Source organism: Paenibacillus whitsoniae, assembly GCF_003955665.1.
GTDB lineage: Bacteria > Bacillota > Bacilli > Paenibacillales > NBRC-103111 > Paenibacillus_E > Paenibacillus_E whitsoniae.
In genome coordinates this window covers 78,672-104,238 of the sequence record NZ_RXHU01000075.1, presented here as the reverse complement: position 1 = coordinate 104,238, position 25,567 = coordinate 78,672, and the positions used below count along the sequence as shown (strand labels likewise).

At 52.2% G+C, this 25,567-nt stretch carries 24 protein-coding genes; 17 read left to right on the top strand and 7 right to left on the bottom strand.

Annotated features, from left to right (window positions below; all coding sequences use genetic code 11):
• Positions 1-31: 31 nt before the first annotated feature.
• From EJQ19_RS23465 to nrdF, 7 genes are all read left to right on the top strand, one after another.
• Positions 32-1,354, top strand: coding sequence for a DUF1800 domain-containing protein (locus EJQ19_RS23465; protein WP_126143675.1), 1,323 nt, complete (start codon positions 32-34; stop codon positions 1,352-1,354).
• A 14-nt stretch (positions 1,355-1,368) separates the two neighbouring features.
• Positions 1,369-2,601 (top strand): DUF1501 domain-containing protein, encoded by a 1,233-nt coding sequence (locus EJQ19_RS23460; RefSeq protein ID WP_126143674.1) that lies wholly within the window; start codon positions 1,369-1,371, stop codon positions 2,599-2,601.
• A 60-nt stretch (positions 2,602-2,661) separates the two neighbouring features.
• A complete protein-coding gene (locus tag EJQ19_RS23455) occupies positions 2,662-3,153 on the top strand; it encodes a mismatch-specific DNA-glycosylase (RefSeq protein WP_241243060.1) in 492 nt (163 codons plus the stop codon).
• Between the two features lie 102 nt (positions 3,154-3,255).
• Positions 3,256-4,344 carry a 3-phosphoserine/phosphohydroxythreonine transaminase gene (serC, locus tag EJQ19_RS23450; protein ID WP_126143672.1) on the top strand — a complete coding sequence of 363 codons (1,089 nt, stop codon included), beginning with the start codon at positions 3,256-3,258 and terminating at the stop codon, positions 4,342-4,344.
• A gap of 596 nt (positions 4,345-4,940) precedes the next feature.
• The gene (gene nrdI / locus EJQ19_RS23445; protein WP_126143671.1) at positions 4,941-5,300 is read left to right on the top strand and encodes a class Ib ribonucleoside-diphosphate reductase assembly flavoprotein NrdI; all 360 of its coding nucleotides are present in this window, start codon (positions 4,941-4,943) and stop codon (positions 5,298-5,300) included.
• Positions 5,287-7,371: a class 1b ribonucleoside-diphosphate reductase subunit alpha gene (nrdE, locus tag EJQ19_RS23440; protein ID WP_126143670.1), complete on the top strand. Its 2,085-nt coding sequence runs from the start codon at positions 5,287-5,289 to the stop codon at positions 7,369-7,371. Before nrdI ends, nrdE begins: the two co-directional genes overlap by 14 nt.
• Before the next feature lie 21 nt (positions 7,372-7,392).
• Entirely contained in the window at positions 7,393-8,379 is a 987-nt protein-coding gene (gene nrdF / locus EJQ19_RS23435; protein WP_126143669.1) for a class 1b ribonucleoside-diphosphate reductase subunit beta, read from the top strand.
• A 384-nt stretch (positions 8,380-8,763) separates the two neighbouring features.
• Here the strand turns inward: nrdF and EJQ19_RS23430 are convergent, their stop codons facing one another.
• The 4 genes from EJQ19_RS23430 to EJQ19_RS23415 all read right to left on the bottom strand — a co-directional run bounded on the left by EJQ19_RS23430 (position 8,764) and on the right by EJQ19_RS23415 (position 13,262).
• Positions 8,764-10,707: an FtsX-like permease family protein gene (locus EJQ19_RS23430; RefSeq protein ID WP_126143668.1), complete on the bottom strand. Its 1,944-nt coding sequence runs from the start codon at positions 10,705-10,707 to the stop codon at positions 8,764-8,766.
• A complete protein-coding gene (locus EJQ19_RS23425) occupies positions 10,697-11,458 on the bottom strand; it encodes an ABC transporter ATP-binding protein (RefSeq protein WP_126143667.1) in 762 nt (253 codons plus the stop codon). The genes EJQ19_RS23430 and EJQ19_RS23425 overlap by 11 nt, the downstream gene beginning before the upstream one ends.
• 101 nt (positions 11,459-11,559) lie before the next feature.
• A complete protein-coding gene (locus EJQ19_RS23420) occupies positions 11,560-12,570 on the bottom strand; it encodes a sensor histidine kinase (protein ID WP_126143666.1) in 1,011 nt (336 codons plus the stop codon).
• Positions 12,567-13,262, bottom strand: coding sequence for a response regulator transcription factor (locus tag EJQ19_RS23415; protein WP_126143665.1), 696 nt, complete (start codon positions 13,260-13,262; stop codon positions 12,567-12,569). The genes EJQ19_RS23420 and EJQ19_RS23415 overlap by 4 nt, the downstream gene beginning before the upstream one ends.
• A 130-nt stretch (positions 13,263-13,392) precedes the next feature.
• Between EJQ19_RS23415 and EJQ19_RS23410 the strand changes: the two genes are divergently transcribed.
• The 8 genes from EJQ19_RS23410 (at position 13,393) to EJQ19_RS23375 (ending at position 21,880) form a co-directional block, all read left to right on the top strand.
• Positions 13,393-14,022, top strand: coding sequence for a YhbD family protein (locus EJQ19_RS23410; RefSeq protein WP_126143664.1), 630 nt, complete (start codon positions 13,393-13,395; stop codon positions 14,020-14,022).
• 15 nt (positions 14,023-14,037) lie between these two features.
• Positions 14,038-14,724 carry a polymer-forming cytoskeletal protein gene (locus EJQ19_RS23405; protein ID WP_126143663.1) on the top strand — a complete coding sequence of 229 codons (687 nt, stop codon included), beginning with the start codon at positions 14,038-14,040 and terminating at the stop codon, positions 14,722-14,724.
• A 14-nt stretch (positions 14,725-14,738) separates the two neighbouring features.
• Positions 14,739-15,482 carry a cell shape determination protein CcmA gene (locus tag EJQ19_RS23400; RefSeq protein WP_126143662.1) on the top strand — a complete coding sequence of 248 codons (744 nt, stop codon included), beginning with the start codon at positions 14,739-14,741 and terminating at the stop codon, positions 15,480-15,482.
• 33 nt (positions 15,483-15,515) lie between these two features.
• Positions 15,516-17,063, top strand: a complete 1,548-nt coding sequence (locus EJQ19_RS23395) for an MDR family MFS transporter (RefSeq protein ID WP_126143661.1) — start codon at positions 15,516-15,518, stop codon at positions 17,061-17,063.
• Between the two features lie 858 nt (positions 17,064-17,921).
• Positions 17,922-19,784, top strand: a complete 1,863-nt coding sequence (locus tag EJQ19_RS23390) for a hypothetical protein (protein WP_126143660.1) — start codon at positions 17,922-17,924, stop codon at positions 19,782-19,784.
• A 136-nt stretch (positions 19,785-19,920) separates the two neighbouring features.
• The gene (locus EJQ19_RS23385; protein ID WP_126143694.1) at positions 19,921-20,403 is read left to right on the top strand and encodes a DUF2975 domain-containing protein; all 483 of its coding nucleotides are present in this window, start codon (positions 19,921-19,923) and stop codon (positions 20,401-20,403) included.
• Between the two features lie 9 nt (positions 20,404-20,412).
• The gene (locus tag EJQ19_RS23380) at positions 20,413-20,634 is read left to right on the top strand and encodes a helix-turn-helix domain-containing protein (protein ID WP_126143659.1); all 222 of its coding nucleotides are present in this window, start codon (positions 20,413-20,415) and stop codon (positions 20,632-20,634) included.
• Between the two features lies 1 nt (position 20,635).
• On the top strand, positions 20,636-21,880 hold the full coding sequence (locus tag EJQ19_RS23375) for a DUF4153 domain-containing protein (RefSeq protein WP_126143658.1): 1,245 nt from the start codon (positions 20,636-20,638) through the stop codon (positions 21,878-21,880).
• Positions 21,881-21,964: 84 nt separating this feature from the next.
• Here the strand turns inward: EJQ19_RS23375 and EJQ19_RS23370 are convergent, their stop codons facing one another.
• Positions 21,965-22,681, bottom strand: a complete 717-nt coding sequence (locus EJQ19_RS23370; protein WP_126143657.1) for a response regulator transcription factor — start codon at positions 22,679-22,681, stop codon at positions 21,965-21,967.
• A 144-nt stretch (positions 22,682-22,825) separates the two neighbouring features.
• Here EJQ19_RS23370 and trmL point away from each other — a divergent pair, with 144 nt between their 5' ends.
• Complete coding sequence (trmL, locus tag EJQ19_RS23365) at positions 22,826-23,290, top strand: tRNA (uridine(34)/cytosine(34)/5-carboxymethylaminomethyluridine(34)-2'-O)-methyltransferase TrmL (protein ID WP_126143656.1); 465 nt, start codon at positions 22,826-22,828, stop codon at positions 23,288-23,290.
• 188 nt (positions 23,291-23,478) lie between these two features.
• A complete protein-coding gene (locus tag EJQ19_RS23360; RefSeq protein WP_126143693.1) occupies positions 23,479-23,733 on the top strand; it encodes an AbrB/MazE/SpoVT family DNA-binding domain-containing protein in 255 nt (84 codons plus the stop codon).
• Positions 23,734-24,023: 290 nt separating this feature from the next.
• Here the strand turns inward: EJQ19_RS23360 and EJQ19_RS23355 are convergent, their stop codons facing one another.
• Positions 24,024-25,100: a phosphodiester glycosidase family protein gene (locus EJQ19_RS23355; protein WP_241243057.1), complete on the bottom strand. Its 1,077-nt coding sequence runs from the start codon at positions 25,098-25,100 to the stop codon at positions 24,024-24,026.
• Complete coding sequence (locus EJQ19_RS23350; RefSeq protein ID WP_126143692.1) at positions 25,097-25,528, bottom strand: hypothetical protein; 432 nt, start codon at positions 25,526-25,528, stop codon at positions 25,097-25,099. The genes EJQ19_RS23355 and EJQ19_RS23350 overlap by 4 nt, the downstream gene beginning before the upstream one ends.
• Between the last annotated feature and the right edge of the window lie 39 nt (positions 25,529-25,567).

Genomic DNA, 25,567 nt, shown 5'->3' with positions numbered 1-25,567 from the left:
AGGCAAAAATGGTCGGGAGGTCCCTTTGCGTATGAGCATCCAGTGGACGAAGAAGGAAGCGGTTCATCTGTTATCGCGAGCCGGGTTTGGCGCTAGCCAAGCAGACGTTGCGGCCAGCGTCTCGCTTGGACGGGAAGAGACAGTGGGGCGCCTGATCGCCGGTGTCCCCTTCGTTGAGGGCGCGCAGGCTCCGCTCGCGTTCGATCAGTTCAAAACGGACGGCGCCAAGGCGCTCGATCCGCAGCAAATTGCCGATCAGCAGCTCTACTGGCTGTATCGGATGGTTGCCACGCCGGCGCCGCTGATCGAGAAGATGACGCTGTTTTGGCATGGCCATTTTGCGACGGCCAATTACAAGGTGAAGGATGCGGCGCTCATGGCGCAGCAGAACGAGCTGTTCCGGAAATACGCGCTGGGCAATTTCAAGGAGCTTGTGAACGCCATCGGCCAAGACCCGGCGATGATGATCTGGCTAGACGCGAACAAGAACAAGAAGGGCAAGCCGAATGAAAATTATGCCCGAGAGGCGATGGAGCTATTCACGCTCGGGATCGGTCATTATACCGAGACGGACGTGAAGGAGGCTGCGCGGGCTTTTACAGGCTGGACGTACAACAAGGAGACGCACGAGGTGGCCTTTAACGCGAAGCAGCATGATGGCGACATCAAAACGCTGCTCGGGGAGTCGGGCAAGCTGGATGCGGTCGATGCGGTCGACATTCTTTTTCATCAAAAGGCACTGCCGGTGTTCATGGCGACGAAGCTGCTGAACTTTTTTGCGACGGATACGCCGTCCGAGAGCTGGGTGCAAAAGGTGGCGGCGGACTTCGCGGCGAAGCCGACCGTCGGCGACGTGCTGCGCGAGCTGTTCCTCGCAGACGAGTTCTACGACGAGAAGCTGCGCCTCGCGCTCATCAAAACGCCGGCGGATTATGTCGCCGGCACTCTGCGCATGACGGGTGTCGCTCCGGCCAAAGGCCACGCGCAGGCCATGCGCAGGATGGGCCAGGAGCTGTTCGTACCACCCGATGTGGCGGGTTGGCGCGGCGGCCAGGCCTGGCTGACGTCGAACAATTTGCTGGCGCGATTCCAGTTCGCCGAGGGTATTGCCAAAAGCATCGGCTCAGCGAAGCTGACGTCCGCCGATTGGAAGCCTCAGGCGCCGGTGCAGGCGGCCGCCTGGGTCCAGCTCTGGGCGGAGCGGCTGGGGATCGCGACGTTATCTGAGAAGACGCAGGCGAGCCTCAGCAGCTATGCGAATGATTCGCTTGTCCATAGCAAGAAGATGAACACGACCGGTTTGCGAGGGCTGCTCCAGCTTGTGCTGATCAGCCCGGAAGCACAAATGAAATAAGAGGAGGCGAGCAGATGAAGCTGACGCGGAGAGATTTTCTGATTAAAGGCACGACGCTGTTTGCTGCGCTGGGACTCGGCGGCGCTCTGTTCACGGAGACGGGGCGGTCGATTTTTGCGGGGGGACAGGATGCGAAGACGGAAGATCCGATTCTGGTCGTTGTACAGCTCAGCGGCGGCAATGACGGTATCAATACGTTGATTCCGTATGGGCAAGGAGCCTACTACGATGCTCGGCCGACGCTGGCTTATCAACAGAAAGATGTGCTTCCGCTCGACAACCGCGTCGGCTTGCATCCGAGCTTGCCAGGCCTCGCCGCCTTATATAAACTGGGAAAAATGGCGATTATACAAGGAGTCGGCTATCCCAAGCCGGATCATTCGCATTTTCGCTCGATGGAGATTTGGCAGACCGCCGAGCCGGAGAAGGTGATCCGCAGCGGCTGGCTTGCTCGTTATGCGGAATCGTCGCTGGGCAGCGACAACAATCCGCTGAAGGCGATTCAGGTTGGCAGCGCGGGGAGCAAAGCTTTTGCCTCGGAGACGATGAGCTTTCCCGTCGTGCAGTCGCTGGAAGCCTACCATCTGATCGACCCGAAGACGGGGATGATGGAGAAGAACCGCCTGACGCAAGCGTTTCTTGAGATGTACGGCGGCAGTGGTACGCTGGATCCGCTGCGCGTCGTGTCGAATCGCGGCAGCGAGGCGTACCGCAGCGTGGAGGCGATCCAATCGCTTAAAGCGGGCTATATGAGCAAAGTCGAATACCCGCGAACGACATTCGCCCAGGATTTACAGCTGGTGACGAAGCTGCTCGCCGGCAATTCCGGGACGCGGCTGTTTCAAGTGCAGGTGGGCGGCTTCGACGATCACGCGGACGAGAAGCTTCAGCATGCGCGCGTGCTGACGACGGTGGATGAGGGCCTGACGGCTTTTTATAAAGATTTGGAGGCGCAGGGCTTGCAGGATCGTGTTGCCGTGATGATGTTCTCGGAGTTTGGCCGCAGGGTGAAGGAGAACGGCAGCGGCGGCACGGACCATGGCACAGCGGCACCGGTGTTCGTCATCGGCGGCAAGGTCAAAGGCGGCTTGTACGGGGCTTATCCAAGTCTCAGTTCCCTCGACAACGGGGATTTGAAATATGAGGTGGATTTCCGCAGTGTCTATGCGACGCTGATCGAGCAGTGGCTCCAGGGCGACACCAGATCTGTGCTCGGAAAAGCTTATGAGAATTTGAAGTTTATTTAGCGCGGTGTTAGCGCGATGCGAGGGAGGGACGATAGGCAGGTGGCAGAGTACGAATACATCATGGATCATGTGCGCGAAGGGCTGCGGATTCTGTTCGTCGGCTATAATCCGAGTATCCGCTCCTCGGAAACCGGTCATCATTATGCGAATCCGACGAACAAGTTTTACCGCATTCTGCATGAGGCAGGATTTACGTCGCGGCTCGTGAAGCCGGAGGAGGACGGCGAGCTGCTGGCGATGGGGTTCGGGTTCACGAATATCGTGGCGCGGCCGACCGTAGCGGCAGCAGATATTACGCCCGAGGAGTATCGCGAGGGCCGTCGCATTTTGCAGGAAAAGCTCGCCTTGTACCGGCCTCAGGTGGCTTGCTTCGTCGGCAAAGGCGTCTATGAGCAGTATAGCGGCCGCAAAGGGATGGGGTGGGGAAGCCAATTGCCTCCTGTCACCCCCGGGATTGTGGAATACGTCTGTCCATCCTCTAGTGGACTTGTTCGTATGAAACTGGAGGAAATGGTGGAAATTTACAAAGGTATTCATGTGTATTTATCGTGAAGCACCCTCTTGCAGCGGTCGTTTTGTCCCAGTTTTTACTTGATGCTTGGGCAGAATATTGCTATCATAGCCATAATACAAATTTGCAAAGGTGTGTGCATCATGGGAAATCGAGCGTTTAACTTTAATGCGGGGCCTGCGGCGCTGCCGCTGGAAGTGCTGCAGAGAGCACAAGAGGAATTTGTCGATTTTAAGGGTATCGGCATGTCCATTATGGAAATTTCTCATCGCAGCGCGGAATACGAGCAAGTTCACAATGAAACGCAGGAGCTCTTGAAACGTATTTTCGGCATTCCGAACGGGTATCAGATCTTGTTCCTGCAAGGCGGCGCAAGTACGCAATTCGCCATGATTCCGATGAACTTCCTGAAAGCGGGCAAAGTGGGCAGCTATGTGCTAACCGGCGCTTGGGCGGAGAAAGCGATTCAAGAAGCGAAACTGTTCGGCGAAGTTGCGATCGCAGCAAGCTCTGCCGAGCAGAAGTTTATGAAAATTCCGGATTTGAGCGAAATCAAGCTCGATCCGAATTCCGCGTACCTGCACGTGACGTCCAATGAAACGATCGAAGGCGCTCAGTTCCAGGCTTTCCCGGAAACCGGCAATATTCCATTGATTGCGGATATGTCGAGCGACATTCTAAGCCGTCCGGTAGATGTTTCCAAGTTCAGCATGATCTATGCGGGCGCGCAGAAGAACCTTGGGCCGTCCGGCGTTACGGTGGCGATCATCAAGGATGAGATGCTGCAAGACCTGCCGAAATCGATTCCGACCATGATGCGTTACGAGACGCATAGCAAGAACAACTCCTTGTACAATACGCCTCCGGCTTACTCCATCTACATGGTGAATCTTGTACTGAAATGGATCGAAGAGCAAGGCGGTCTCAGCGTCATCGAGAAAAACAATATCGAAAAAGCGGGCTTGATCTATTCGGCGATCGATCAAAGCGGCGGCTTCTACCGCGGACCGGTCGACACAGGCAGTCGTTCGCCGATGAACATTACGTTCCGTTTGCAAAACGAAGAGCTCGAGAAGCAATTTGTGAAAGAATCCGAGAAGAACGGCTTCGTCGGTCTGAAAGGCCACCGGAGCGTCGGCGGTTTGCGCGCTTCCACCTACAATGCCGTGCCTTATGCATCGTGCAAAGCGCTGGCCGATTTCATGGCTGATTTCCAATCACGCAACAGCTAATCCAGCATCCGTCAGGGAGAAGCTATCCATCGCACCTCGTGTGCGTATGGGTAGCTTTTTTGCGGCTCGGGATCAATCTATCAGGCGTCGTCATAGAAAGCCTCTGAGAGGCTTGTAGAGGGGTTAGAAGAGGGCAAAATGATAGACGTCGCCCCCTAGATATTGTGGTAGGCCATCCGAATTATGGATTCGACATTTTCGAAAAAATCAAGTGTTTTTCGAAAATAAATTTTTTAAAGCCGAGAGGCCACGCCCTGCCTGAGATTCGATGACTTGAAGGGGGATTTGGGACTTTTAGATCGTTGACAAACACTATATCTTGATATAAATTTGAATCTATCAACTAGATGTCGTGCAAATGAGCGGATTCCGAACATCGGAGCTAAAGCCGGAGAAAGTGCTGAAAAGCCGATGATATCGCTGTTTTCCGCTTTTTTTTGCCCCGATTCGGGGGTTCGGCCTGCAGCCAATTTTGTCGAAACGCTAGCGTTTGGACGAGCAGGCTGGCGACATCTTGAGCGGTTGAATACTACATATTGGGTTTCATCGTTGAACCGGACATACCGCGAATTTGAGAGAGACAGGAGATCGATCCTATGCTGATAGCCTATGATTCCAAGACTGGCAATGTTCGCCGCTTTATTGCGAAGACAGCTTTGCCTGCCGTGCAAATTGAGGAAGCGATGACGATGGAAGAGCCATTCGTACTCGTCACCTATACAACCGGATTTGGTCAAGTGCCTGAGAAGGTCGCTACGTTCCTTGCGAACAACGGCGAGAGGCTGATCGGCGTTGCAGCAAGCGGCAACCGGAACTGGGGCGACGGCTTCGCCAAGAGCGCGGATACGATCGCACAGCTGTACGATGTGCCTGTCCTAACGAAATTCGAATTATCCGGCACTAAAAAAGATGTAGAACGATTTGTTCAGGGGGTACAAGCAATTGCGGCACATTGAACTCAACAACCTATTAATGCAGCGCGGTAGCGACGGATTTTTTCAATTGGAGAAGGACAAGGAAGCTGTACAGGTCTACATGCAGGAAGTGCTGAGCAAAAGCTTGACATTCCCCGATACAACTTCGAAAGTGCGCTACATGATCGAGAATAACTATTACGAGAACGTCTATGAGCAATATACGGAAGCGGAAGTCAATTCCGTTTTCCAAGTGGCCCACGACAATCAATTCGAATTCGCTTCTTACATGGCGGCTTCGAAATTTTATACGGATTACGCGCTTCGCAGCGATGACAAATCGCTTTATCTCGAGCATTTCCCGGATCGCGTGGCGATCGTTGCGCTGAGCCTCGGTCGCGGCAATGCCGAAACGGCGCGCACCCTGGCGCTTTCGATGATGGAGCAGCGCCTCCAACCGGCGACACCGACGTTCCTGAACGCAGGCAAAAGCCGGCGCGGCGAGATGGTGTCCTGCTTCCTGCTGGAGATGGACGACTCTCTTAACTCTATCAACTATGTCCTTGCAACGTGCATGCAGCTGTCCAAAATCGGCGGCGGCGTGGCCGTCAACCTGTCCAAGCTTCGCGGGCGCGGCGAGTCGATCAAAGGCGTGGAGCGTGCGGCGAAAGGCATTATGCCGGTGCTCAAGCTAATGGAGGACGCGTTCTCCTACGCGGATCAAATGGGGCAGCGCAAAGGCTCCGGCGCGGCGTACTACAATATTTTCGGCTGGGACGTCATGGAGTTCCTGGACAGCAAAAAAATCAACGCGGACGAGAAATCCCGCTTGAAGACGTTGTCGATCGGCCTGATCGTGCCGAACAAGTTCTACAAGCTGGCGGAAGAAAACAAGCCGTTACATATTTTTGCTCCATATACCGTGCTGCAAGCATATGGCAAGCATCTGGACGATCTCGATCTCGACGAGATGTACGATGAGCTTTTGGCAAATCCGAAGGTGAAGAAGAAAGTCGTGATGAGCGCGCGAGATATGCTCGTGAAAATTGCGACGACGCAGCTCGAGTCCGGTTATCCGTACATCATGAACCGCTCGAATGCGAACAAGGATCATGCCCTGAAGTCGCTCGGTTCCATCAAAATGTCGAACCTGTGCACGGAAATTTTCCAACTGCAGGAGACGTCGGAGATTAATGATTACGGGATGGAGGACATCATCCGCAAGGATATTTCGTGCAACCTGGCTTCGATGAACATCGCGAATGTGATGGATCGCAAAAAGTTGCGCGAAACGGTCCACGAAGGCATGATCGCCCTGACATCCGTAACGGATATGACGACGATCTCGAATGCGCCGGGCGTCGCGAAAGCGAACAAGGAGCTGCATTCGGTCGGTCTGGGCGTGATGAATCTGCACGGCTATCTGTCCAAAAGCAAAATCGCCTACGAAAGCGATGAGGCGAAGGATTTCGCACGCGCGTTTTTCGCTGCGATGAACTTTTATTCCATTGAGAAAAGTATGGAGATTGCGAAGGCGACCGGACAAACGTTCGAGGGCTTTGAGCAATCCGACTATGCGAACGGTGCCTACTTCACGCGTTACGTAGAAACGGACTACCGTCCTCAGACGGACAAAGTGAAAGCTTTGTTTGAAGGCATGCCGGTACCGTCCCCGGACGACTGGGCGGCACTTCGCGAGCAAGTGAAAGCGAACGGTCTGTACCATGCGTACCGTCTGGCGATCGCTCCGACGCAAAGCATTTCGTATATTCAGAATGCCACATCCAGCGTCATGCCGATCGTAGAGCAAATCGAAACGCGTACCTATGCGAATTCGACGACGTACTATCCGATGCCGTTCATGTCGCGCGATAACTATTTTTACTATAAATCGGCTTATCAGATGGATCAGTTTAAAATTCTCGATCTGATCGCGGAAATTCAGCCGCATATCGATCAAGGGATTTCCACGATTCTGCACGTGAACAGCGATGTGACGACGAGACAGCTCGCCAGAATGTACTTGTACGCGGCGCATAAAGGGCTTAAATCGCTCTACTATACACGAACCAACCAGCTCTCTGTCGAGGAGTGCGTCAGCTGCGCGATCTAATTCGGAAGGGGAACCCGATACATGTCTTTTACACCTACCATTAGCAAACCGATCGTCAGAAAAGCGGTGAACTGGAACCGTCCGGATGACGATTTTACGATAACGTTCTGGAATCAAAATATTATGCAGTTCTGGACGGACGAAGAAATTCCGCTTTCCGACGATAAAATGTCCTGGATTACGCTGAGCGCAGAGGAACGCGAGCTGTACATGAAGGTGCTGGGCGGTTTGACGCTGCTCGATACGATGCAAGGCGGCGTCGGCATGCCGAAAATTCTGGAGCACGTCGATGGCCTGCAGCGCAAAGCGGTGCTCAGCTTCATGGGCATGATGGAGCAGATTCATGCGAAGTCGTACAGCTCGATTTTCACGACGCTGTCGACGACCGAAGAGATCAACGAGCTGTTCCAGTGGGTGGAGCGCAACCCGCATCTGCAATTCAAAGCGACGAAAATTTCGCATTACTACGAAAACATTTCGACCTATAAAGACTTGTACCTCGCGATGGCGGCTTCGGTTCTTCTGGAGAGCTACCTGTTCTACAGCGGCTTCTACTATCCGCTTTACCTCGCGGGCCAAGGTAAAATGACGAGCAGCGGCGAAATCATCGATTTGATTTTGCGGGATGAGAGCATTCACGGGCTGTACGTAGGCGTGTTGGCGCAAGAGGTGTACGCCGAGCTGAGCCCTGCGGAGCAGGATGAAGCGTACGCGACACTGTGCGCGCTGCTCAAGGAGTTGCACGCGAACGAGGAGCAGTATACGGACAGCCTGTATGGGCCGCTCGGCCTCGCGGACGATGTGAAGGCGTTCCTTCGCTATAACGCGAACAAAGCATTCATGAACCTGGGCGTGGAGCCGATGTTCGAGGAAGAGGAGATTAATCCGATCGTATTGAACGGGCTCAGCACGAAGACGAAGCAGCATGACTTTTTCTCCAAAAAAGGAAACGGGTATGTGCGCACGATTCACGTTGAGGCGCTCCAGGATGATGATTTTGTGTTTTAATTCATAGTGAATTTGGAGGCTGCAGTCCCTTGATGGGGGCTGTGGCTTTTTAGTTTTCTCGGTTGTTCTCGGTCCCTTTCCTGCAAAACATACAGGTAATTTCTCATAAAAGGGGTCGTAGAGGGTACAATCATGCAAAATCTACATGAAAATTTCGTACTCGCCCCCTATTTTCGCGAAAATCAGGGGGCAAGCGGCGATTTACCTGTAGGAAATGCAGGATTCTTCGAAAAATTCCCTTATTTTCCTTAATTTTACTGTAGGAAATACAGGTCCAGTGTTGTTTGTCGTATGCAGCGGTCATGAGGTTCCTGCCGCCGTCACCTCCTCCAAACAAGAGAGCCTGCATCCGAAGATGCAGGCTTTCTTGCGCTGTATACAGAATTACAAGGCCGAAGCTATGACTTTCTTATAGTGACGGATGGACAGAAGACCGAACACCGAGTACAGCGCTGTGTAGAGGATCATAACTACCAGCATCGGCGTCCAAAGCTCGGTTCCGAACAGGAACCAGCCGGATTGAACCGCGAAATAGCTGTGAAACAGTCCAATGACCAAAGGGATGCCAAAATTGAATAATTGTTTCATTTTGATCCCGTTTAGAAGGTCGGTCTGCGTAAAACCAAGCTTTCTGAGCACGGTATACGTCGATTTCTCGTCTTCGCTTTCGTCCATCTGTTTGAAATACAGAATGCAGCCGGACGTAATGAGGAAGGTCAGCCCCAGGAAGCCGACGATGAACATGAGCAAGCCCATCTGGTTTCTTGATTCTGCGGCCATATCCTGGCGGGAACCATAACTGCTTCGATCTTTATCATAGAAGCTGTGGAACAATTGGTTCGCTTTCTCTAAGTTTTTCGCGTCTGCGATATCAATCCCGAGATAGACGGAGGCGTTCCTTTGAATGCTGGGATCGAGGTTTTGCTTAAGCAGTTGAAACGTCGCATCGTCCACGATGGCAACGGGCAGGGAGCTGCTCATAAAATGCCAGGAAACAAAAGCTTGTTTTGCGATGCCGGTGTACGTGAGCGGGACGGTAGTCGTCGGTGTCAGAATTTGCGTAATGCCGCCTTTATGAAAGTTAACGAGGGCTAACATTTCATCGCTGGCGCCAGTGAACAGGAGTTGATCCTTGCCCACATCCGGCGCTCCCGCCGAGGCATCGCTGATGACTGCCATCTGTCTGGGACCCGGCTCCGAAATCAAACCGCCTTTGGCATCCAGCACTTGATCCAGATTCGCTTTGACTTGAAGAACTTCGATCCGAGTGTCTTTGTGCGGAATCCCGCCGTCATCCAAGGCTTTCGTCAACGGGTCCGCATCCTGCTGCTTAGTAAAAACAAAGTGGGCGGGCAGACTGTTTTTGGCTGTCTTATCGACGGAATAGTACGTGATGTAGCTCAAAGAGAGCAGGCCGATGGCAAGCGCCGAGACCGTTGTAATGATGGTCAAGAGAAGCGAGCTCGCTTTCATGCGAAACATGATCGAAGCCAGCGAAAGCACTTCATGAACGTGCAGCAAGCCTTTTTTTCTCCGGCGAATGCCATTCAGAATCAAGCGTACGGAGCCTTTATAGAAGAGATAGGTGCCAAAGATAACGGAAGCCAGGATCAGCAGCATGCTGGATAATAAAGCAGTTGCTGTCGTGATGCTGCCGGAGAACAGCCGCGAAGAGACGTAGTATCCGAGCAGAATGAGACTGATGCCCAACACGCCCATGACCGTTTCCGAAGTCGACATGGACTTTACTTTTGCTTCCGTTGAAGAGGACACCCGGAAGAGGGCAAGGATGCTCTGCCGCTTGATAAATAAATAATTGACCAACAGAATGAAAAGATAGACCGCGCTGAAAACGACGATGGTTTGAACGAATGCCTGAAATGAAAAATGCAGTGTCGCAACTGCTTTCACACCGGTAATTTGAAACAGGATCATCAGGATTAACTTGGATACTGAGAACCCGATAAAAGCGCCGACGAGTAGGGAGCCGAAATATAAAATAAAATTTTCAGTGCTTAAGATCTGAAAAATTTTCATTTTAGTCATGCCGATAAGCTGCAGCAGGCCGATTTCTTTGCTCCGCCTTTTCACAAACATATTGTTGGCGTACAAGTTGAAGATGGTAACGATGGCGATCAGCAGGACAGAGGCGGATTTTATCGCGGCCGCGCCTTTAATCGTTCCTTTGGCGGCATCCAGCGCTGGATCGTACTGCAGGGTGACAAATGCGAAATACAGCGCGACGCTGAACATTAAAGCGAATACGTACAAATAATAGTGCTTCAGATTGGCTTTCAGATTTTGCAAAATCAGTCGATTAATACTCAACCTGCACACCACCTAGCACGCCTTGCGTTTTCATGATGCTTTGAAAGAACGCCTGTCTTGTTTCCTGGCCTCTATAAATCTGCGAGTAAATCTGGCCGTCCTTAATAAAAACAACGCGTGAACTATAGCTCGCAGCGACAGAATCATGGGTCACCATCACGATGGAGGCCTGCCGGCTTTGGTTGAGCACGCTCAGCTTGTTCAGCATGTCGGAAGCCGATTTGGAATCAAGCGCCCCCGTAGGCTCATCGGCGAAAATAATATCAGGCTCGTGCACGAACGCCCTGGCTGCGGAAGTACGCTGCTTCTGTCCCCCGGAAATTTCGTTGGGGTACTTATCCTGAAGCTCCAGAATCCCGAGTTCGGAGGCGACGGATTGGAATTTGTGCTCGGCTTCTTTTCTGGAGAGGTTCGTAATGGACAGCGGCAGCATAATGTTTTCTTTCACCGTCAGCGTGTCGAGCAGATTGTAGTCCTGGAAAATAAAGCCCAAATGCTGCTTCCGAAACTCGGCAAGCTGTTTTTCTTTCATGCCTGTCGTTTCTTGGCCATTGATCTGAATGGAGCCCTGGCTCACGCTGTCGATGGAGGAAAGCACGTTGAGCAGCGTTGTCTTCCCGGAACCGGAAGGGCCCATGATGCTGACGAACTCTCCTTTTTCAATGGCGAGGTCGAGCCCTTTCAGGACTTCTTGCTTGTTATGTTTATTGCCAAAGCTTTTATGAATTTTCATTGCATGTAAGATGGGCATTGCTTGCACACTCCTTTCAAACGATAGCTTTATTATAAAAAGCTCCCCGTCATTTATCCTTCGATTGGCCGAACAAAGCAGACAGGCATGTGACAACTTTGTCACACGCCTGTAAGTCGAACGAGCTCGTTGGGCTTCGGAAAATAGAGCGTAACGGTCGTGCCGTTGCCAACCTCCGACTGCACGGAGATCCGGATATGGAGCGAATGCGCGGCTTTCTGGGTAAGATATAGCCCCATGCCGGTCGCAGCGCTGTCTTGATGCCAAGTCGTCGACGTAAAGCCTTTGTCGAAAATGCGGGGCACATCCTTCGGATCGATGCCGCGGCCGAAATCGGCGACTTCGAAGACGACGCGCTCGTCTTGGCTAAAGCTCCTCACGATGATGTCGGGCGCTTGCTTATCGCTGTACTTGACCGCGTTCGTCAGGATCTGGCGAACGATAAAAGCGAGCCATTTCGCATCGCTAAGCGTCTGCGCGGCGTCCAGTTGGACGTCGAAGCCGATCCCCTTTTGCATGCACCAGGATTGCAGCGACTTGATTTCCATGTAGAGAAGAGGCTCGAGGTCCACGTTCTCGATGAGGATGTCATTTTCTATCGAAGGCAGGCGTTGTTGATGGAGCTGCTGGTCCAGCAGGTGGTGAATGCGCAGCCATTCAAAAGTGAGCGAGGCTTTGAGCGCTTCGTCGCCCAGCCGTCCGATCATGAGGTGCATGGCGGTGAGCGGCGTTTTGACCTCGTGAATCCAGGAAAGGAGTTCGTCCTTTTCCTGCTCCAGGGCGATTTGCTGCTGGGAAGCGAGCTGCTGGAGTCGGTTCGTCTGGTCGGTGAGCGCCTGCTCAATGGCCCGTTCGAAAGGACTGGAAGCCTCGCCGATGCCGGACATGTCCAGACTATTTTCCCAATCCTGCAAGCGTTTGATGAACGAGGTTTCCTTCTTGTAGCGCCAAGTCAGGAAGATGATGAAAAGCAGGGTTGTCAGAAAAACGATATAGAGCAGCGGCTCAAGCGGAATGGCGTAATCGAGATAGGCAATCAAGAGAACGAGGACCTGGGCGACGGCGAACATGAACAGCCAGCTTTTGCGTTCGATGAGATACACTCGGATCATAAGGAGGTGTGCTCCTCCAGCGCGATGTAGCCTTGCCCGACTTTAGTTTCAATGAAGCGCCCCAGATCCAGCTCGTCCAGCTTTTTGCGCAGCCGATTTACATTCACCGTAAGGGTGTTGTCGCTGACGAACCGCTGGTCGTTCCACAAGCTGTTGATGATTGCTTCGCGTGAGACAATCGTATTCTTTTGCTCGATCAGCAGCTTGAGAATATAGATTTCATTCTTCGTCAATTCAATTGAGCCGTCAGGCGTCGACACAAGGTTCTTCTCAAAATCGATCGTGGCGCCGCACCACGTTTTGAGACTCGTGGATTGCTCGGTATTGTAATTATAGACCCGTCTGAGGATGGCATGAATCTTCGCAATAAGCACGTCAAAATGAAACGGCTTCTGGATGAAATCGTCGGCACCAAGCTGCATGGACATGACCATATCGGTCGGATGATCGCGTGAAGAAAGAAACACAATCGGCACGTTCGAATGCGAACGGATCAAGCGGCACCAATGAAAGCCGTCAAACTTCGGCAGTTGGATGTCGATGATGACTAAATCGGGCTTGAGACCGATAAATTCTTCGAGCACTCTGTTAAAATCAAAGATGCCGTGAACTTCGTACGACCATTTGGCAAGCCGTTCTTTGATTTCGGTAAACAAAGTTGCGTCATCTTCAATGAGTAAAAGTTTAAACATGAAATCATCACCTGCATCCGAGTCGTTTCTAGCAATGTCATTTTCATTGTAATGGAAAGCGGAGGGAAGTGCCATCTCATTTACAACGTAACAATGTTATGTTACACTGTTTTGTGAGGAGGGATTCCTTATGGAGGATGATCTGATTTCCAAAAAAGAATTGCTTGAATTGACCGGTATTTCCTACGGCCAGTTGTACCGCTGGAAGCGGAAAAACTTGATCCCGGAAGCCTGGTTTATCCGAAAGTCTGCGTTTACCGGGCAGGAGACGTTTTTCCCGCGAGCGCTGATTCTGGCTAGAATCGATAAAATTACGAATATGAAAGACGATTTATCGCTGGATGAATTGGCTGATGTGTTCTCTGTCGTTCCCTCTACGGTACAAATTGATTGGTTGGAGTTAGTGAAACGAAACATTGTTTCAAAAGTGGCAGCGGAGCATGCCGCGAGTGTACTGGGCAAGGCGGATACGTATAGTTTTGCCCAAACGTTGTTTCTCTACATGCTCGACGACGGCCTGCAGTCGGGTGAAATGAATGTGGACGAAGGCAGGGCGCTGCTCCTTACGCTGCAAGACAACTATGGCAAATTCGAAGGGCAAGATTGCGATCTGTTATTTTTCCGCAAAATGGGTGTAAGTCTGTTTCTGCTCGCATCGGCAGGCAGCGAAGTGTTCGCAGAGCGCGGCGCGAAAGAGGTCCTGCGTATGAATGTCGGCAAGAAGATCGAGGAGCTCAAGCTTAAACTGACAACGGTGTAGGAGAGGAGGAAGCTCATGAAGACAGAGCGGAAACAGCGGAATCTGGTTATTTCGGGAATCGGGTCCTCGGGCGGAGGCGACTTTCAGACGGCGAAAATTGACGGTGTCGGACGTGTCGAGGGCGACATTCGCTGCGAACATTTTGTGCTGAACGGCAGATTGGACGTACACGGAAGCCTTACCGCGGAACGTGCGGATTTGAAAGGCACGGCGACGGTTGACGGCAGCGTGCAGGTGAAGCGGGTGGCGCTTGCAGGCCGCGTCAAAATCGGGGGCTCGGCGGCGGGCGAAAGCATGGAGGTGAACGGCTCCTTGCTGCTGCGAGGAAACTGCGAGGCGGAAACGTTCACAGCGGAGGGCCGGGTTAACGCAGAGCTGTTGAGCGCCGATCGCATCCAGTTGACCCTGCATGGCCCTTCGGTCATTACGGAGCTGGGCGGGGAGCAGATTGTGGTGCGGAAGCAGGCAGGCATTGATTTTGCGAAATGGCTGCAGAAGCTTCCCCTGCCGGTCGGCAACCGGCTGACCGCCAAGGTGATTGAAGGCGACGACATCAACTTGGAGTGTACGACGGCTGATATCGTTCGCGGCGCAACGGTGCGCATCGGGCCGGGCTGTGAGATCGGAGTCGTGGAGTACACAACGAAGCTGGACCAGGACCCGCGCGCGAAAGTGAATCGGGCTGAGCAAATAACCCGGTAAAGGAGGGGAAACGTATGGGAGCAATCATGCGGAAGAGCAGCGCCGCGAATGGCAACCTTCGCATTACAGGAAGCTCGACGGTAGGCGGCGGACATTTTGACAAAGTGAAGGTTGTCGGGGAAGCGATCATAGAAGGCGACTTGACTTGCACCTCTCTGTCTTGCATCGGCACGATGGAGATGGCGGGCAGGCTGCAAGGCGGACGGCTTGGCATTGTTGGGACTTGCGCCATTACCGGCAGCGTACAAGCGGAATCGCTGAAAAATTCAGGTACGGTCACGATCAGCGAAGACGCTGTCGTTCACAAGCTGACGGGATCCGGTCTGCTGGAAGTGAAAGGCCAGCTGGCGGCGAAGGAAGTCAATGTGAAGGGACACATTGCAACCGCAGGCGACTTCGAAGCGGATCGGCTTCGTCTTCGAGGGATGTTTGACGTTGGCGGTCTGCTGAACGCCGGTACGCTCGACATTAAGCTGTATCAAACATGCAAGGCGAATGAAATCGGTGGCGAACGCATTGAGATTCGCAAAGCCTCCTTGCTGCATCCGTTCAGCTTGTTTTTCCGGCCTTTGGCGAGTGCGAAGCTGACGGTGGGTATCATCGAAGGCGATGATATTTATGTGGAGCATACGCATGCGGACGTCATTCGCGGAACGAAGGTTCACATTGGGCCCGGCTGCAAGATCGGGGTTGTGGAATACAAAGAGGAGTTAACTGTAAACAAAGACGCTGACGTGGCGAATAAACGCCAAGTGTAAGCTATTCAATAATGAGAGAAGGAATGTGTGGAAATGGCGAAACAACAAACAAATCAAGTCGGCTTTGTGTTAGCCGGCTTACTGCTGGCGATGCTGATGTCGTCGATGGACAACACGATTGTCGCGACGGCGATGGGAACGATCGTCGGGGATCTTGGAGGCCTCGACAAGTTTGTCTGGGTGACCTCGGCGTATATGGTGGCGGAAATGGCGGGGATGCCGATATTCGGCAAGCTGTCGGATATGTTCGGCCGCAAACGGTTTTTCATTTTTGGCTTAATCGTATTTCTTGCTGCCTCCATCCTGTGTGGAACGGCGCAAAGCATCGTACAGCTTAGTATTTACCGGGCGATTCAAGGTATCGGTGGCGGGGCGCTCATTCCGATCGCATTCACGATTATGTTCGACACGGTACCGGTGGAACAGCGCGGCAAGCTGGGCGGATTGTTCGGCGCGGTTTTCGGGTTGTCGAGTATTTTTGGGCCGCTGCTTGGCGCGTACATTACCGATTATATCAGCTGGCACTGGGTCTTCTATGTCAATATTCCGATTGGGCTGCTGGCGTTAATTTTCATCAGCGTGTTCTACAAGGAATCGCCTGTCCATCAGAAGCAAAAAATCGACTGGTGGGGTGCGATTACCCTGATCGGTGCCGTGGTCAGCATCATGTTCGCCTTAGAACTGGGTGGCAACAAGTATGCGTGGGATTCGGCGGTTATTGTTAGTTTGTTCGCTGCATTTGCCATCTTGGCCATCGCGTTTGTCTTCATTGAACGGAAGGCAGCAGACCCGATTATTTCGTTCCCGATGTTTAAAATCCGCCTGTTCTCCACGAGCAATGCGCTTGGTCTTCTAACAGGCATGGCGTTTATCACGGCGTCGGTGTATATCCCGATTTACATTCAAGGGGTTCTCGGCGGTACGGCAACGAACTCCGGGCTTGTTCTCCTGCCGATGATGCTCGGCTCCGTGTTCTCTGCGGTGGGCGGCGGTTTCCTGATGAGCAAAATCCGGTATCGCAGCATTATGATCATCTTCTCGCTCGTGTTCACGGCGGGGATGCTGATGCTGACGACACTGACGGTCGACACGAGCCGTTTCTTCGTGACGCTGTGCATGATCGTCACCGGTGTCGGCATCGGCGCCAGCTTCTCCGTGCTAAGCAACGCGGCGATTCACCACTTCGAGCCCGCGCAGCGCGGCTCGGTCAACGCAACGATGTCGTTCATCCGCTCGCTCGGGATGACGCTGGGAATCACGCTGTTCGGGATTCTGCAGCGCAACGACTTCACCGCGAGCCTCAAGGACATCTTCGCGGGAAGCGGGCAAGGAGCCGGACTCGCGCAGAATCCGGCGATGACCGACCCGCGCGTGCTGCTTGCACCGGAGGCACGCGCTCAAATTCCGGCGCCCGTGCTGGATAAAATCACGGCCGCGCTCTCCTCGTCGATCACGACGACGTTCCTGTGGGCGCTCATTCCGACCGCGATTGCCGTGATCATGGCGCTGGCGATGAGCAAAGAACGCCTCACCGAGTCGGTGGAGCACGTGCAGGCGCAGGCTGCGGCGGAAGCAAGGTAAGGTTTAGAAACGGAGCAGCCCTTGAAGATCAGGGCTGCGCTATCAGGTGAAGGACGCAATCCAAGCGGAGGCTTGGGAGGCGTCCTTTTTTTTTCTACGCCATTAGTAGACGCTACCGTCCTTGTAGGACGGCAGAACCGTTTTCTTCGAATATGCTGAGAAGGACCCTGGAGAGGGACATTTATCAGGGACCTGCCCAAATTACGTGATCGGGAAGAACTGTTTGAACAAGAAGATTGTGGCGAAATCCATTGGGATTTGATGGGGCTGAGGTCATAGGGGGAACCAGTTTCACTTGAAATGGCGGAGGCTAAGAGGGCCTGGCCCCCGCTAACTCGCCCAAATTGCCTGATTATGTGTAGATAGCAGGGTCTGGCCCCTCTTAATGGTCATTGCCGAGTGGGTTTCGCCTCGAATGACGGGTTTTAAAAGGGCCTGGTCCCCTCTAACTCGCCGAAATCGCCTAATTTCGCGTAGCTAGCAGGGTCTGGCCCCTCTTAGCGGCTATAGCTGAGCGGGAAATGGAGTTTCAATAAGCGTGGTAAACCACGCTTATTGGTGCGATGCACGGCGATTCGTGAAGAATAAGGGGGGCAAACCACCGCTATTACTGCGAAAAGAGGGGTTTGCCCTCGCGGTTCTCCTAATAGCAGTGGTTCACTCCTCTTATTTTCCCGCGAAAGACAGATGTGAAGCAAATAGAGGTGGTTTACCACTTTTATTTTCAAAACAATAGGTTGTTAGGCCACACGGATCCACGATAGCCGTTCAAGCGTAGGATATGGTACACTAATTTTGGAAATGGTTGGATGTGGCAAAGTCTAACCGCCGGGATTGGTATTTTGGAAGGAGGCACAGATGGCCTATACACGACTCGTAGCTTTGGTGATGGCGTTTGAGGTGTTGGTTACCGTGGTGACCGGACTTGGCATTTATTGGGGTTTTTCCTTATTTCCTTACTCGCAATCATCGACAGCTGCAACGGGGGCAGCCGTGCAGGCAACCGGGATTCAAGCAACGATTCCCCTCTACATGCCTTCGCTGGCAGATCTGAAAATGCCATATACGTATTTGGAGACCAGAGCTCAGTCCTGGGGTATCACGGCTATCGTAGTCTCAGCGGCAGTTATGGCGGTGCAAAGCTTTGTTCGGGGGATGTACCTCGGCGGTTTGAAAGCGTGGGTTCTGAACAGCAGGACAGTTCCGCTGATCCGGTGTGGACGTCATTATTTTGGCCGCATGCTGGCATGGTCGCTCTTTCAAAACGCGACAGGCGTGCTGATCGTTTTCATCGCGGTAGCTTTGGTCCCCTTAGGATTCCTACTCATGTTTGCTTTACTGTTCTATTCGCTTACCCCTTACCTAATGGTTCTCCAAAATGTATCCTTCGGAGCAGCAATGGCGAAGGCACCCCGCCTATTTCGGCGCTATTTCCGCACGCTGTTTCCGCTTGCGCTGCTTGCTATGCTGTGCACACTGCTTATCAGCCCATTCCATTTGCTGACGCCCCCATGGGGATACGCTGTACCCTTGATCGTTTACGCAAGTGTGGGGACCTTGCTGATTGGCGCGTTGATGAGAAGGCTGGCATTGAAGTTGACGCTTGACGGCGCGAAGGTACCGGATGAGCCATTCGGAGAGATTCGCGCTCAAAGAGCGGTTAACATGGTAAGTGTGCTGCTCGTGCCCGTACTGGTCTTTGCAGGGATCTTTGCAGCTTCCGGAAGGCATATCAGCGCATTTGAATTCGGCAGCAAAGAGCGGCTTGACGGCTTCCTCTACAGGCCGAATTTCTCTGACGTTTTCTATGCGTCACAGATGATGTACACAGCTTACGACTTCCAGACGGGAGATTACAGCTTGGACATAAGGCTGCCTGACTTGTCCCAAAAGAAGAAGCCTGGGGAATTGCGGGGAATCGCCGAAATTACATGGCAGGTGAATGAGGAAATCCGCACGGTACAAGGAAATTCGACGCGAATTGAGGTGAACCCCATCATGCACAAGAGCCGTTTGATGTACCGACTTGTCCGGGAGACCGCCAGCAATGGCAGCTTTTATTACTCGAGTATGAGGGGCGCTGCGTCGATTTTGACTGACGAGGAGAAGCCGCGCGAGCCGCTGTCCATTCAAATCATGGTTAGCGGAGACGGTAAACATGTGTTTGCCCTGCAATACCCCAGCCGCTTTGATATCACCCAAGTATTCCGTGCTTCCGACGATGGGCGATTCTTGATTCCGGCAACAAGTCGAGTAAATCCGTCGGATTTCCACACTTATTGGTTCAACGCAGAACCAAATACCGATGATCTATTTGACATGCTGGCTGCAAAAAATAATACGAACTACATGCCGACGACGAACCGGGCATACCTTGCGCTTGCTTCTGCCGTGCAAGAAGGAGATGGACGCATGGTCGTCAAGCTACTGGAGGCGCTGAAGAAGGGTGGTGTTGACGTGAAGGTTCCCGAGTGGGATGACCTGACATGGACCCATTACTTGCAGGGCAAATACACAGGTGCAAGCCTGCCAACGATCATGGAGCTGCTGACGAAGGCAGGCGTTCAAGGCGGCTATGAAAGCAAAGAAGTCGTGGATCAAAGCGATGATAAGATCGGTGTTTACCGGTTTGAGGTGCCGTTCCCGAATGGGAGGCTGCCGATCACGTATTCGGAATCCAAAGCAGACGGCAAGCTGTTGTCTCTAAGTATCGCGGAATAGATGCGCCAAGTTGAAAGCCATCCCACATGGGGTGGCTTTTAAAAATAAAATTTTACCCATAAACGGTATATATTTATTGAAAAACGATAAATATTGTGATAGATTAAATTCGAAAAAACAAAAAGAGGTGCATGTGATGAAACGAGGATCGACGCTTTTTTTAAAGGCTGCCCTTTTCTTAATTGGTTTGCCTGTGCTTGCTTTGTGCATATTTTTGCTGCCGGAGATCGGAAACTATGCAGCGGAATTGTATCCCGACTATGCGTATTTGGAATATCTGGTTGACCTGGATTTGTTGGCAACGGCGATTCCTTTTTACATGGCCTTGTACCAGGCGTTTAAGCTTCTAAACTATATTGATAAGAACGAGGCTTTTTCGGCCTTGTCGGTACGCGCTTTACAAAAGATTAAATACTGCGCAATCGCATTCAGCGGATTGTATGTCGTTGGCATGCCGCTTTTTTATCTCCTTGGGGAAAAGGACGATGCACCGGGCATTATTGTTATCGGCATGGTGATGATTGTCGCTTCGCTGGTGATCGCTGTGTTTGCTGCTGTGCTCCAAATGCTGCTGCAAGAGGCAATCGATATTAAATCTGAAAATGATTTGACGGTCTGAGGTGACGACATGGCGATTATCATTAACGTTGATGTGATGCTGGCGAAACGGAAAATGAGCGTAACGGAGCTTTCGGAGAGAGTCGGGATTACGATGGCGAATCTCTCTATATTGAAGAACGGCAAGGCTAAAGCGATTCGATTCTCGACGCTGGAAGCGATCTGCAAAGCGTTGGATTGCCAGCCTGGCGATATTTTGGAGTATAAAATGAAAGAAGAAGAGGGGGAGTAACATGGATATTCACCATTCAATCATTCACAACATGGCGAATCCTCGTGAATTGGAGCGGCTGTTCAGGCGTGATCCCGAAGCTTTCAAATCGGCCTTCCCCAGCGTCAGAGAGCAGCATCCCGATTCGCAGGTTCTTGCCGTATGGCAGGAACGATTGCATTTTAAAGAAGCTGAAACGACGGAAAGAGCTTCCATCTTTCAAAAAGATTTCCTGGTCATGGGCATTCTGGCCTTACTGGCTGGACTGGTCAGCCGCGTTATTTTCCAGTATACCGAACAGCATGCCATCGCTCCGATTAACCTGGTCTATGGGATATTTCCCTTTATTGCGGCGTATTTCGTATACAAGAATGCCCCCGGCAAGAAGGTGCTCGCCACCCTGGCATCGCTATTTGTGCTCTCCGGCGTATATCTAAACCTCCTTCCGCTTGAGAAGACAGACAGCATGTTGTTGGTGTATCTGCACCTTCCCATTTTCCTGTGGGTCGTCGTAGGGCTTGCTTTTACAGGGAAGGAATTCAGGTCAGGCAGCACGAGATTGGCTTATTTAAAATGGAACGGGGAATTCGCCATTCTTTACGCCAGTATGGCAATCAGCGGCATGCTGCTAACCGCATTAACGATGCAGTTATTCCGGTTTGTCGGCATGAATATCGAGGATTTTTACTTTAGAAATGTCGTTCTATTCGGCGCGGCCGCGCTTGCCGTGGTGGCTGCCTACCTTATAACCAAGAACCTGAAACTCGCTAGAAATATTGCCCCCTATATCGCCAAGATTTTTAGCCCGCTTGTGTTGGTTACCCTGCTGGTCTATCTGATTACGGTGATTGCGGTCGGGAAAAATCCGTTCTTGGATCGCGATTTCCTCCTATCTTTCAATGGCATCTTGCTTATTGTACTGGCTGTCACCATCTTCTCCATTACCGAAAGCGGTGCGGCCGAGAAAAAGAACATTTCGGATTATATCAACCTGGCGCTCATCGTGCTTGCGCTTGTGATTGACAGTGTGGCGCTGTCGGCTATCGTCTTCAGGCTCTCGTCTTACGGGATTACGCCGAACCGGCTAGCGGTCCTGGGCATCAATCTATTGATCTGGGCAAATCTGCTGTGGATCATGCTTACGTATCTGCAGTTTCTGCGCAACAAACTTGGACCCGCCGCGATCCAAAATGCCGTTACTGCGTACTTGCCCGTTTACGGGATTTGGGCGGCTTTCGTGACGGTGGCATTTCCTTTGATTTTTTAAAAGGCGTCGGCCCTACTGACGAGTTAAAAACAGCGACAGCCTGGATGTGATGTGCTCATCCAGATGCTGTCGCTGTTTCAGTTCTTAGTACGCGAGCGATTCCTTACCCGCCGGCTCCGTTAATTTATACCCGACGTTGCGGACGGTCATGATGTATTCGGGATTGCGCGCGTTGCGTTCAATTTTGTCCCGCAGGTGGGAGATGTGGACATCGACGATGCGCGTGTCGCCGAGGAAATGATAGTCCCACACGCCGTGCAGCAGCTGCTGGCGGCTGAGCACTTTGCCGCGGTGCTTGCAAAGGAAGAGCAGCAGCTCGAACTCCTTCGGCGTCAGCTCGATCGGCGCGCCGTTCACGGTGACTTCGCGCTGATCGGCTTTTACGGAAATTTGGCCGATCGTCATTGGCGCCACCTCAGTTGTCGAAGGCAGCGTCTGGATGCGGCGGTGGATCGCATGGATGCGGGAAATCAGCTCCTGCGGAGAGAACGGCTTCGTCATGTAATCGTCGGCGCCGTTGTCGAGCCCTGCGATTTTGTCCGTCAAGTCCTGCATCGCAGTCAGCATAATGATCGGCACGAGATTGCCCTGGCTCCGCAGCTTGCGGCAGACTTGAAGGCCGTCCATTTTGGGCAGCATCAGATCGAGCACGATCAGATCGGGGCGAAACGATTGGATGGCATCGAAGACGGCTTCGCCATCAAAGACGCAGTGGACCTCAAAGCCTGCCAGCTTGAGGTTGAATTCTATTAACATGGAGATGGAAGGTTCGTCGTCAACAATCAAAATTTTCTTTTTCATCGCTCAGTTAGCTCCTTTGAATGAAGGATACTTCTAGTATGCAGGCTCACTATCATCCGTATATTAAGAAGAAGTTAACCCAATGTAAAATTGCAATCCGCTCCCGCTTATAATAGGATAGACATTGAGGTGACATAAAGAGCGATGGCTTTTCATATTGTACTAGTTGAACCCGAAATTCCCGCCAATACCGGGAACATTTCCAGAACGTGCGCCGCGACAGGCACACATTTGCATCTCGTGCGGCCGCTGGGCTTCCAAACCGACGACAAAACGCTAAAGCGGGCAGGACTCGATTATTGGCACTCCGTGAAGCTGGAGTATCACGATTCATTTGATGAAGTGCTGCAAGCATACGCGGGACATCGATTTTTCTTTGCGACAACCAAGGCGTCCAAGCGGTATACGGATTTTACGTTCCAAGACGGCGATTTTTTCGTATTTGGGAAAGAAACCAAAGGATTGCCTGAGGACTTGCTGCGGCAACATCCCGAGACTTTAATGCGCATGCCGATGTCGGATGCGGTCCGTTCGTTGAATTTATCCAACTCCGCGGCGATTATTTTGTATGAAGGGCTTCGTCAAACCGGTTTTACAGGTCTTACCTAGAAGAATAGGTGGATGGTCCTATTATTTAGGGCCTCTCTTAACATTTTTGACAAGAAAAGAAAGATTTCCTGGTTCACGAAGAGGATTTTCCGAAGGCACGGCGAATAGTAATCGTTAAATCGATGTAGCACGCCTACTCGAGGCGAATACGCGAATATGCTTGGGGAAAAGAGAGGTGAAGTCCTATGATGAAGCCAGCTGGTGTAGTCCGTAAAGTCGATCAATTGGGACGAATCGTACTTCCAAAATCGTTGCGTAAGCGATACCAAATGAATGAGGGAGACCCGGTTGAAATTCTTGTGCAAGGGGACCATATCATTCTTGAAAGATATCGTCCGAAATGCGTATTTTGTGGAAGCATGGAACAAGTGAGCGAGTTTAAAGACCGGTACATTTGCGGCGTGTGCATTACAGAAATGAATGGCATGAAAGCTAGAGCGTGACTCGCATACGAAAACAAAGAAAAAAGCATCCCTACTCTCCGAATGAGAGCAGCGATGCTTTTTTTATTAGCTTGGTCAATTACAGGCCTTTGGATTTGTCTTCGTTATAAGAAGCTGTCAGCATCGCGCAAATGAACAATGCGAATACCGTGGTCACGAGCCAAAATGTCGAGGAAAGACCGAACATTGCTGCACCTCCGTTAGTAGTTAGAGCCCTTTTTGCATACAATTAGAGTTATTATACCCAATAAGCCCAGAAAAAGATATGAGGCAAATGTGAAAAATTTGGGTCATTTAAAAAACAGGAAGTGCGTCGCCAGCGGACGCTGCCGTCCGTCGGATGGCCGGTTGATGACGCTGCCGCCCCAGACCAGCGTCGTGGAGCCCCCGCCGTCCAGATTGTAGGCGTCTACGACGCCAAGCTGCTGCATCTTGTCCTGCAGCTCGGCCAAGGTGGCGCCGGAGTTGCCGCTCTCGTCATAGCCGTCGGTGACTAAGAACAGCAGCTGGTCGTTCTTATAATTCGCCATCACAGTGCGCGCCGCGCGTGCCGGCGACGTCTGCCATTGGGCTGGAATCGCCTGCTTGCTGCCGCCTTTGAGCAGGACGGGCACGAACGTGGAACCCATCTGCGGGTTCAGCTTGTCCAGCTCGGCTTGGGACGAGAACTTACCGCCGATGAGCTTGCGGTCCTTGTTCAGTCCGATGAACACGGTACCGTTATTCGAAGGGAAGAAGCCGTTCAAATACTTCCCATTGATCATCGTCGTATCCAGCGGATAGCGCCGACCGTTTCTGTCGTCCGCGAAGCCGCCGGCATTGACGCCGGCGATAGCGCCGTAACGGTTCGCCGCAGACAGCGTCGTCTCGCTGGAGCCAAGTTTATCGTTACCAAGGACGAGCTTGATCGCCTTGTCGTTCTTGAGGTTCACTTTCAGCGCATAACCGGTATAGTTCTTCTCGTTCAAGCTGAACAGCTTGATGTCGATGTTGCCGGATGATGCCTGGCGGATCGGGCTGCCGAGCTTCGCTGTGATACGCGAATCGTAGATGACGCCGGGTTTGAGCGCGCCGGCTGCAGCAGCTTGGAGCATGGCGGTCACTTCGGCGGTGCTTTTCTCATACAGATCGTAATATTGCTGAATGATCGATTTGGTCTGCACCGCGTTGTCGCCTGCCAACGCGAGACCATTTTGCAGCGCGGAAGTTTCCTGCGAGAACGTCATCGTGGCCGGGGCTGGCGGTTGCCACGGCAGCAGTTTCACATCCAGCGATACGAAAAGCAGGCAAATCAGCATGCCGAGGAACGGGGCGCAGGCTAGCAAAAAGACGCGGTTGATGTGTTGGACCGGGTTCGGCTGCATCATTTTAACACATCCAGATTTTTCTGAAGCTCTTCAAGCTTCTTCTTCACATCGGCCAGCTGCGTATAGAGCTGATTGCTGCTATCCGTCTTGCTGTTGGCGCTGTCCTTGGTGAAAGCGAGCAGTTCGTTCAAGGAATCGACTTTGCCTTGCAACGTTTTCATATCGGCGGCGACACTGTCTCGCAGATCAGAGACTTGCTTTTGATAGTCTTGCTGAATCACTTGAAGCTGGCTATTTGTTTGCTGCGCAATATCGGCTGTAATTTGTTGGCGTAAATGTTGCGTGTACAGCATGGTTGCGGCCACGCCGATTCCGATGAGCAGGACCCAGCCTGCAAACAGGTACAGGTACGTTTTCTTTTTGACTTTGGTAGATTTTGCCGTGCGGGGTAAAGAATTTACCGCTGTATTCTCGACAGGCATACTCATGACGATCACCTCTGCCTCCTAGTATAGCCTACTAGAGAG

Bases quoted from the DNA above. Each gene is read 5' to 3' on its own strand.
- EJQ19_RS23465 (WP_126143675.1), top strand. From the start codon at position 32: ATGAGCATCCAGTGGACGAAGAAGGAAGCGGTTCATCTGTTATCGCGA.
- EJQ19_RS23460 (WP_126143674.1), top strand. From the start codon at position 1,369: ATGAAGCTGACGCGGAGAGATTTTCTGATTAAAGGCACGACGCTGTTT.
- EJQ19_RS23455 (WP_241243060.1), top strand. From the start codon at position 2,662: ATGGATCATGTGCGCGAAGGGCTGCGGATTCTGTTCGTCGGCTATAAT.
- serC (WP_126143672.1), top strand. From the start codon at position 3,256: ATGGGAAATCGAGCGTTTAACTTTAATGCGGGGCCTGCGGCGCTGCCG.
- nrdI (WP_126143671.1), top strand. From the start codon at position 4,941: ATGCTGATAGCCTATGATTCCAAGACTGGCAATGTTCGCCGCTTTATT.
- nrdF (WP_126143669.1), top strand. From the start codon at position 7,393: ATGTCTTTTACACCTACCATTAGCAAACCGATCGTCAGAAAAGCGGTG.
- EJQ19_RS23425 (WP_126143667.1), bottom strand. From the start codon at position 11,458: ATGCCCATCTTACATGCAATGAAAATTCATAAAAGCTTTGGCAATAAA.
- EJQ19_RS23420 (WP_126143666.1), bottom strand. From the start codon at position 12,570: ATGATCCGAGTGTATCTCATCGAACGCAAAAGCTGGCTGTTCATGTTC.
- EJQ19_RS23415 (WP_126143665.1), bottom strand. From the start codon at position 13,262: ATGTTTAAACTTTTACTCATTGAAGATGACGCAACTTTGTTTACCGAA.
- EJQ19_RS23410 (WP_126143664.1), top strand. From the start codon at position 13,393: ATGGAGGATGATCTGATTTCCAAAAAAGAATTGCTTGAATTGACCGGT.
- EJQ19_RS23405 (WP_126143663.1), top strand. From the start codon at position 14,038: ATGAAGACAGAGCGGAAACAGCGGAATCTGGTTATTTCGGGAATCGGG.
- EJQ19_RS23400 (WP_126143662.1), top strand. From the start codon at position 14,739: ATGGGAGCAATCATGCGGAAGAGCAGCGCCGCGAATGGCAACCTTCGC.
- EJQ19_RS23395 (WP_126143661.1), top strand. From the start codon at position 15,516: ATGGCGAAACAACAAACAAATCAAGTCGGCTTTGTGTTAGCCGGCTTA.
- EJQ19_RS23390 (WP_126143660.1), top strand. From the start codon at position 17,922: ATGGCCTATACACGACTCGTAGCTTTGGTGATGGCGTTTGAGGTGTTG.
- EJQ19_RS23385 (WP_126143694.1), top strand. From the start codon at position 19,921: ATGAAACGAGGATCGACGCTTTTTTTAAAGGCTGCCCTTTTCTTAATT.
- EJQ19_RS23380 (WP_126143659.1), top strand. From the start codon at position 20,413: ATGGCGATTATCATTAACGTTGATGTGATGCTGGCGAAACGGAAAATG.
- EJQ19_RS23375 (WP_126143658.1), top strand. From the start codon at position 20,636: ATGGATATTCACCATTCAATCATTCACAACATGGCGAATCCTCGTGAA.
- EJQ19_RS23370 (WP_126143657.1), bottom strand. From the start codon at position 22,681: ATGAAAAAGAAAATTTTGATTGTTGACGACGAACCTTCCATCTCCATG.
- trmL (WP_126143656.1), top strand. From the start codon at position 22,826: ATGGCTTTTCATATTGTACTAGTTGAACCCGAAATTCCCGCCAATACC.
- EJQ19_RS23360 (WP_126143693.1), top strand. From the start codon at position 23,479: ATGAAGCCAGCTGGTGTAGTCCGTAAAGTCGATCAATTGGGACGAATC.
- EJQ19_RS23355 (WP_241243057.1), bottom strand. From the start codon at position 25,100: ATGATGCAGCCGAACCCGGTCCAACACATCAACCGCGTCTTTTTGCTA.
- EJQ19_RS23350 (WP_126143692.1), bottom strand. From the start codon at position 25,528: ATGAGTATGCCTGTCGAGAATACAGCGGTAAATTCTTTACCCCGCACG.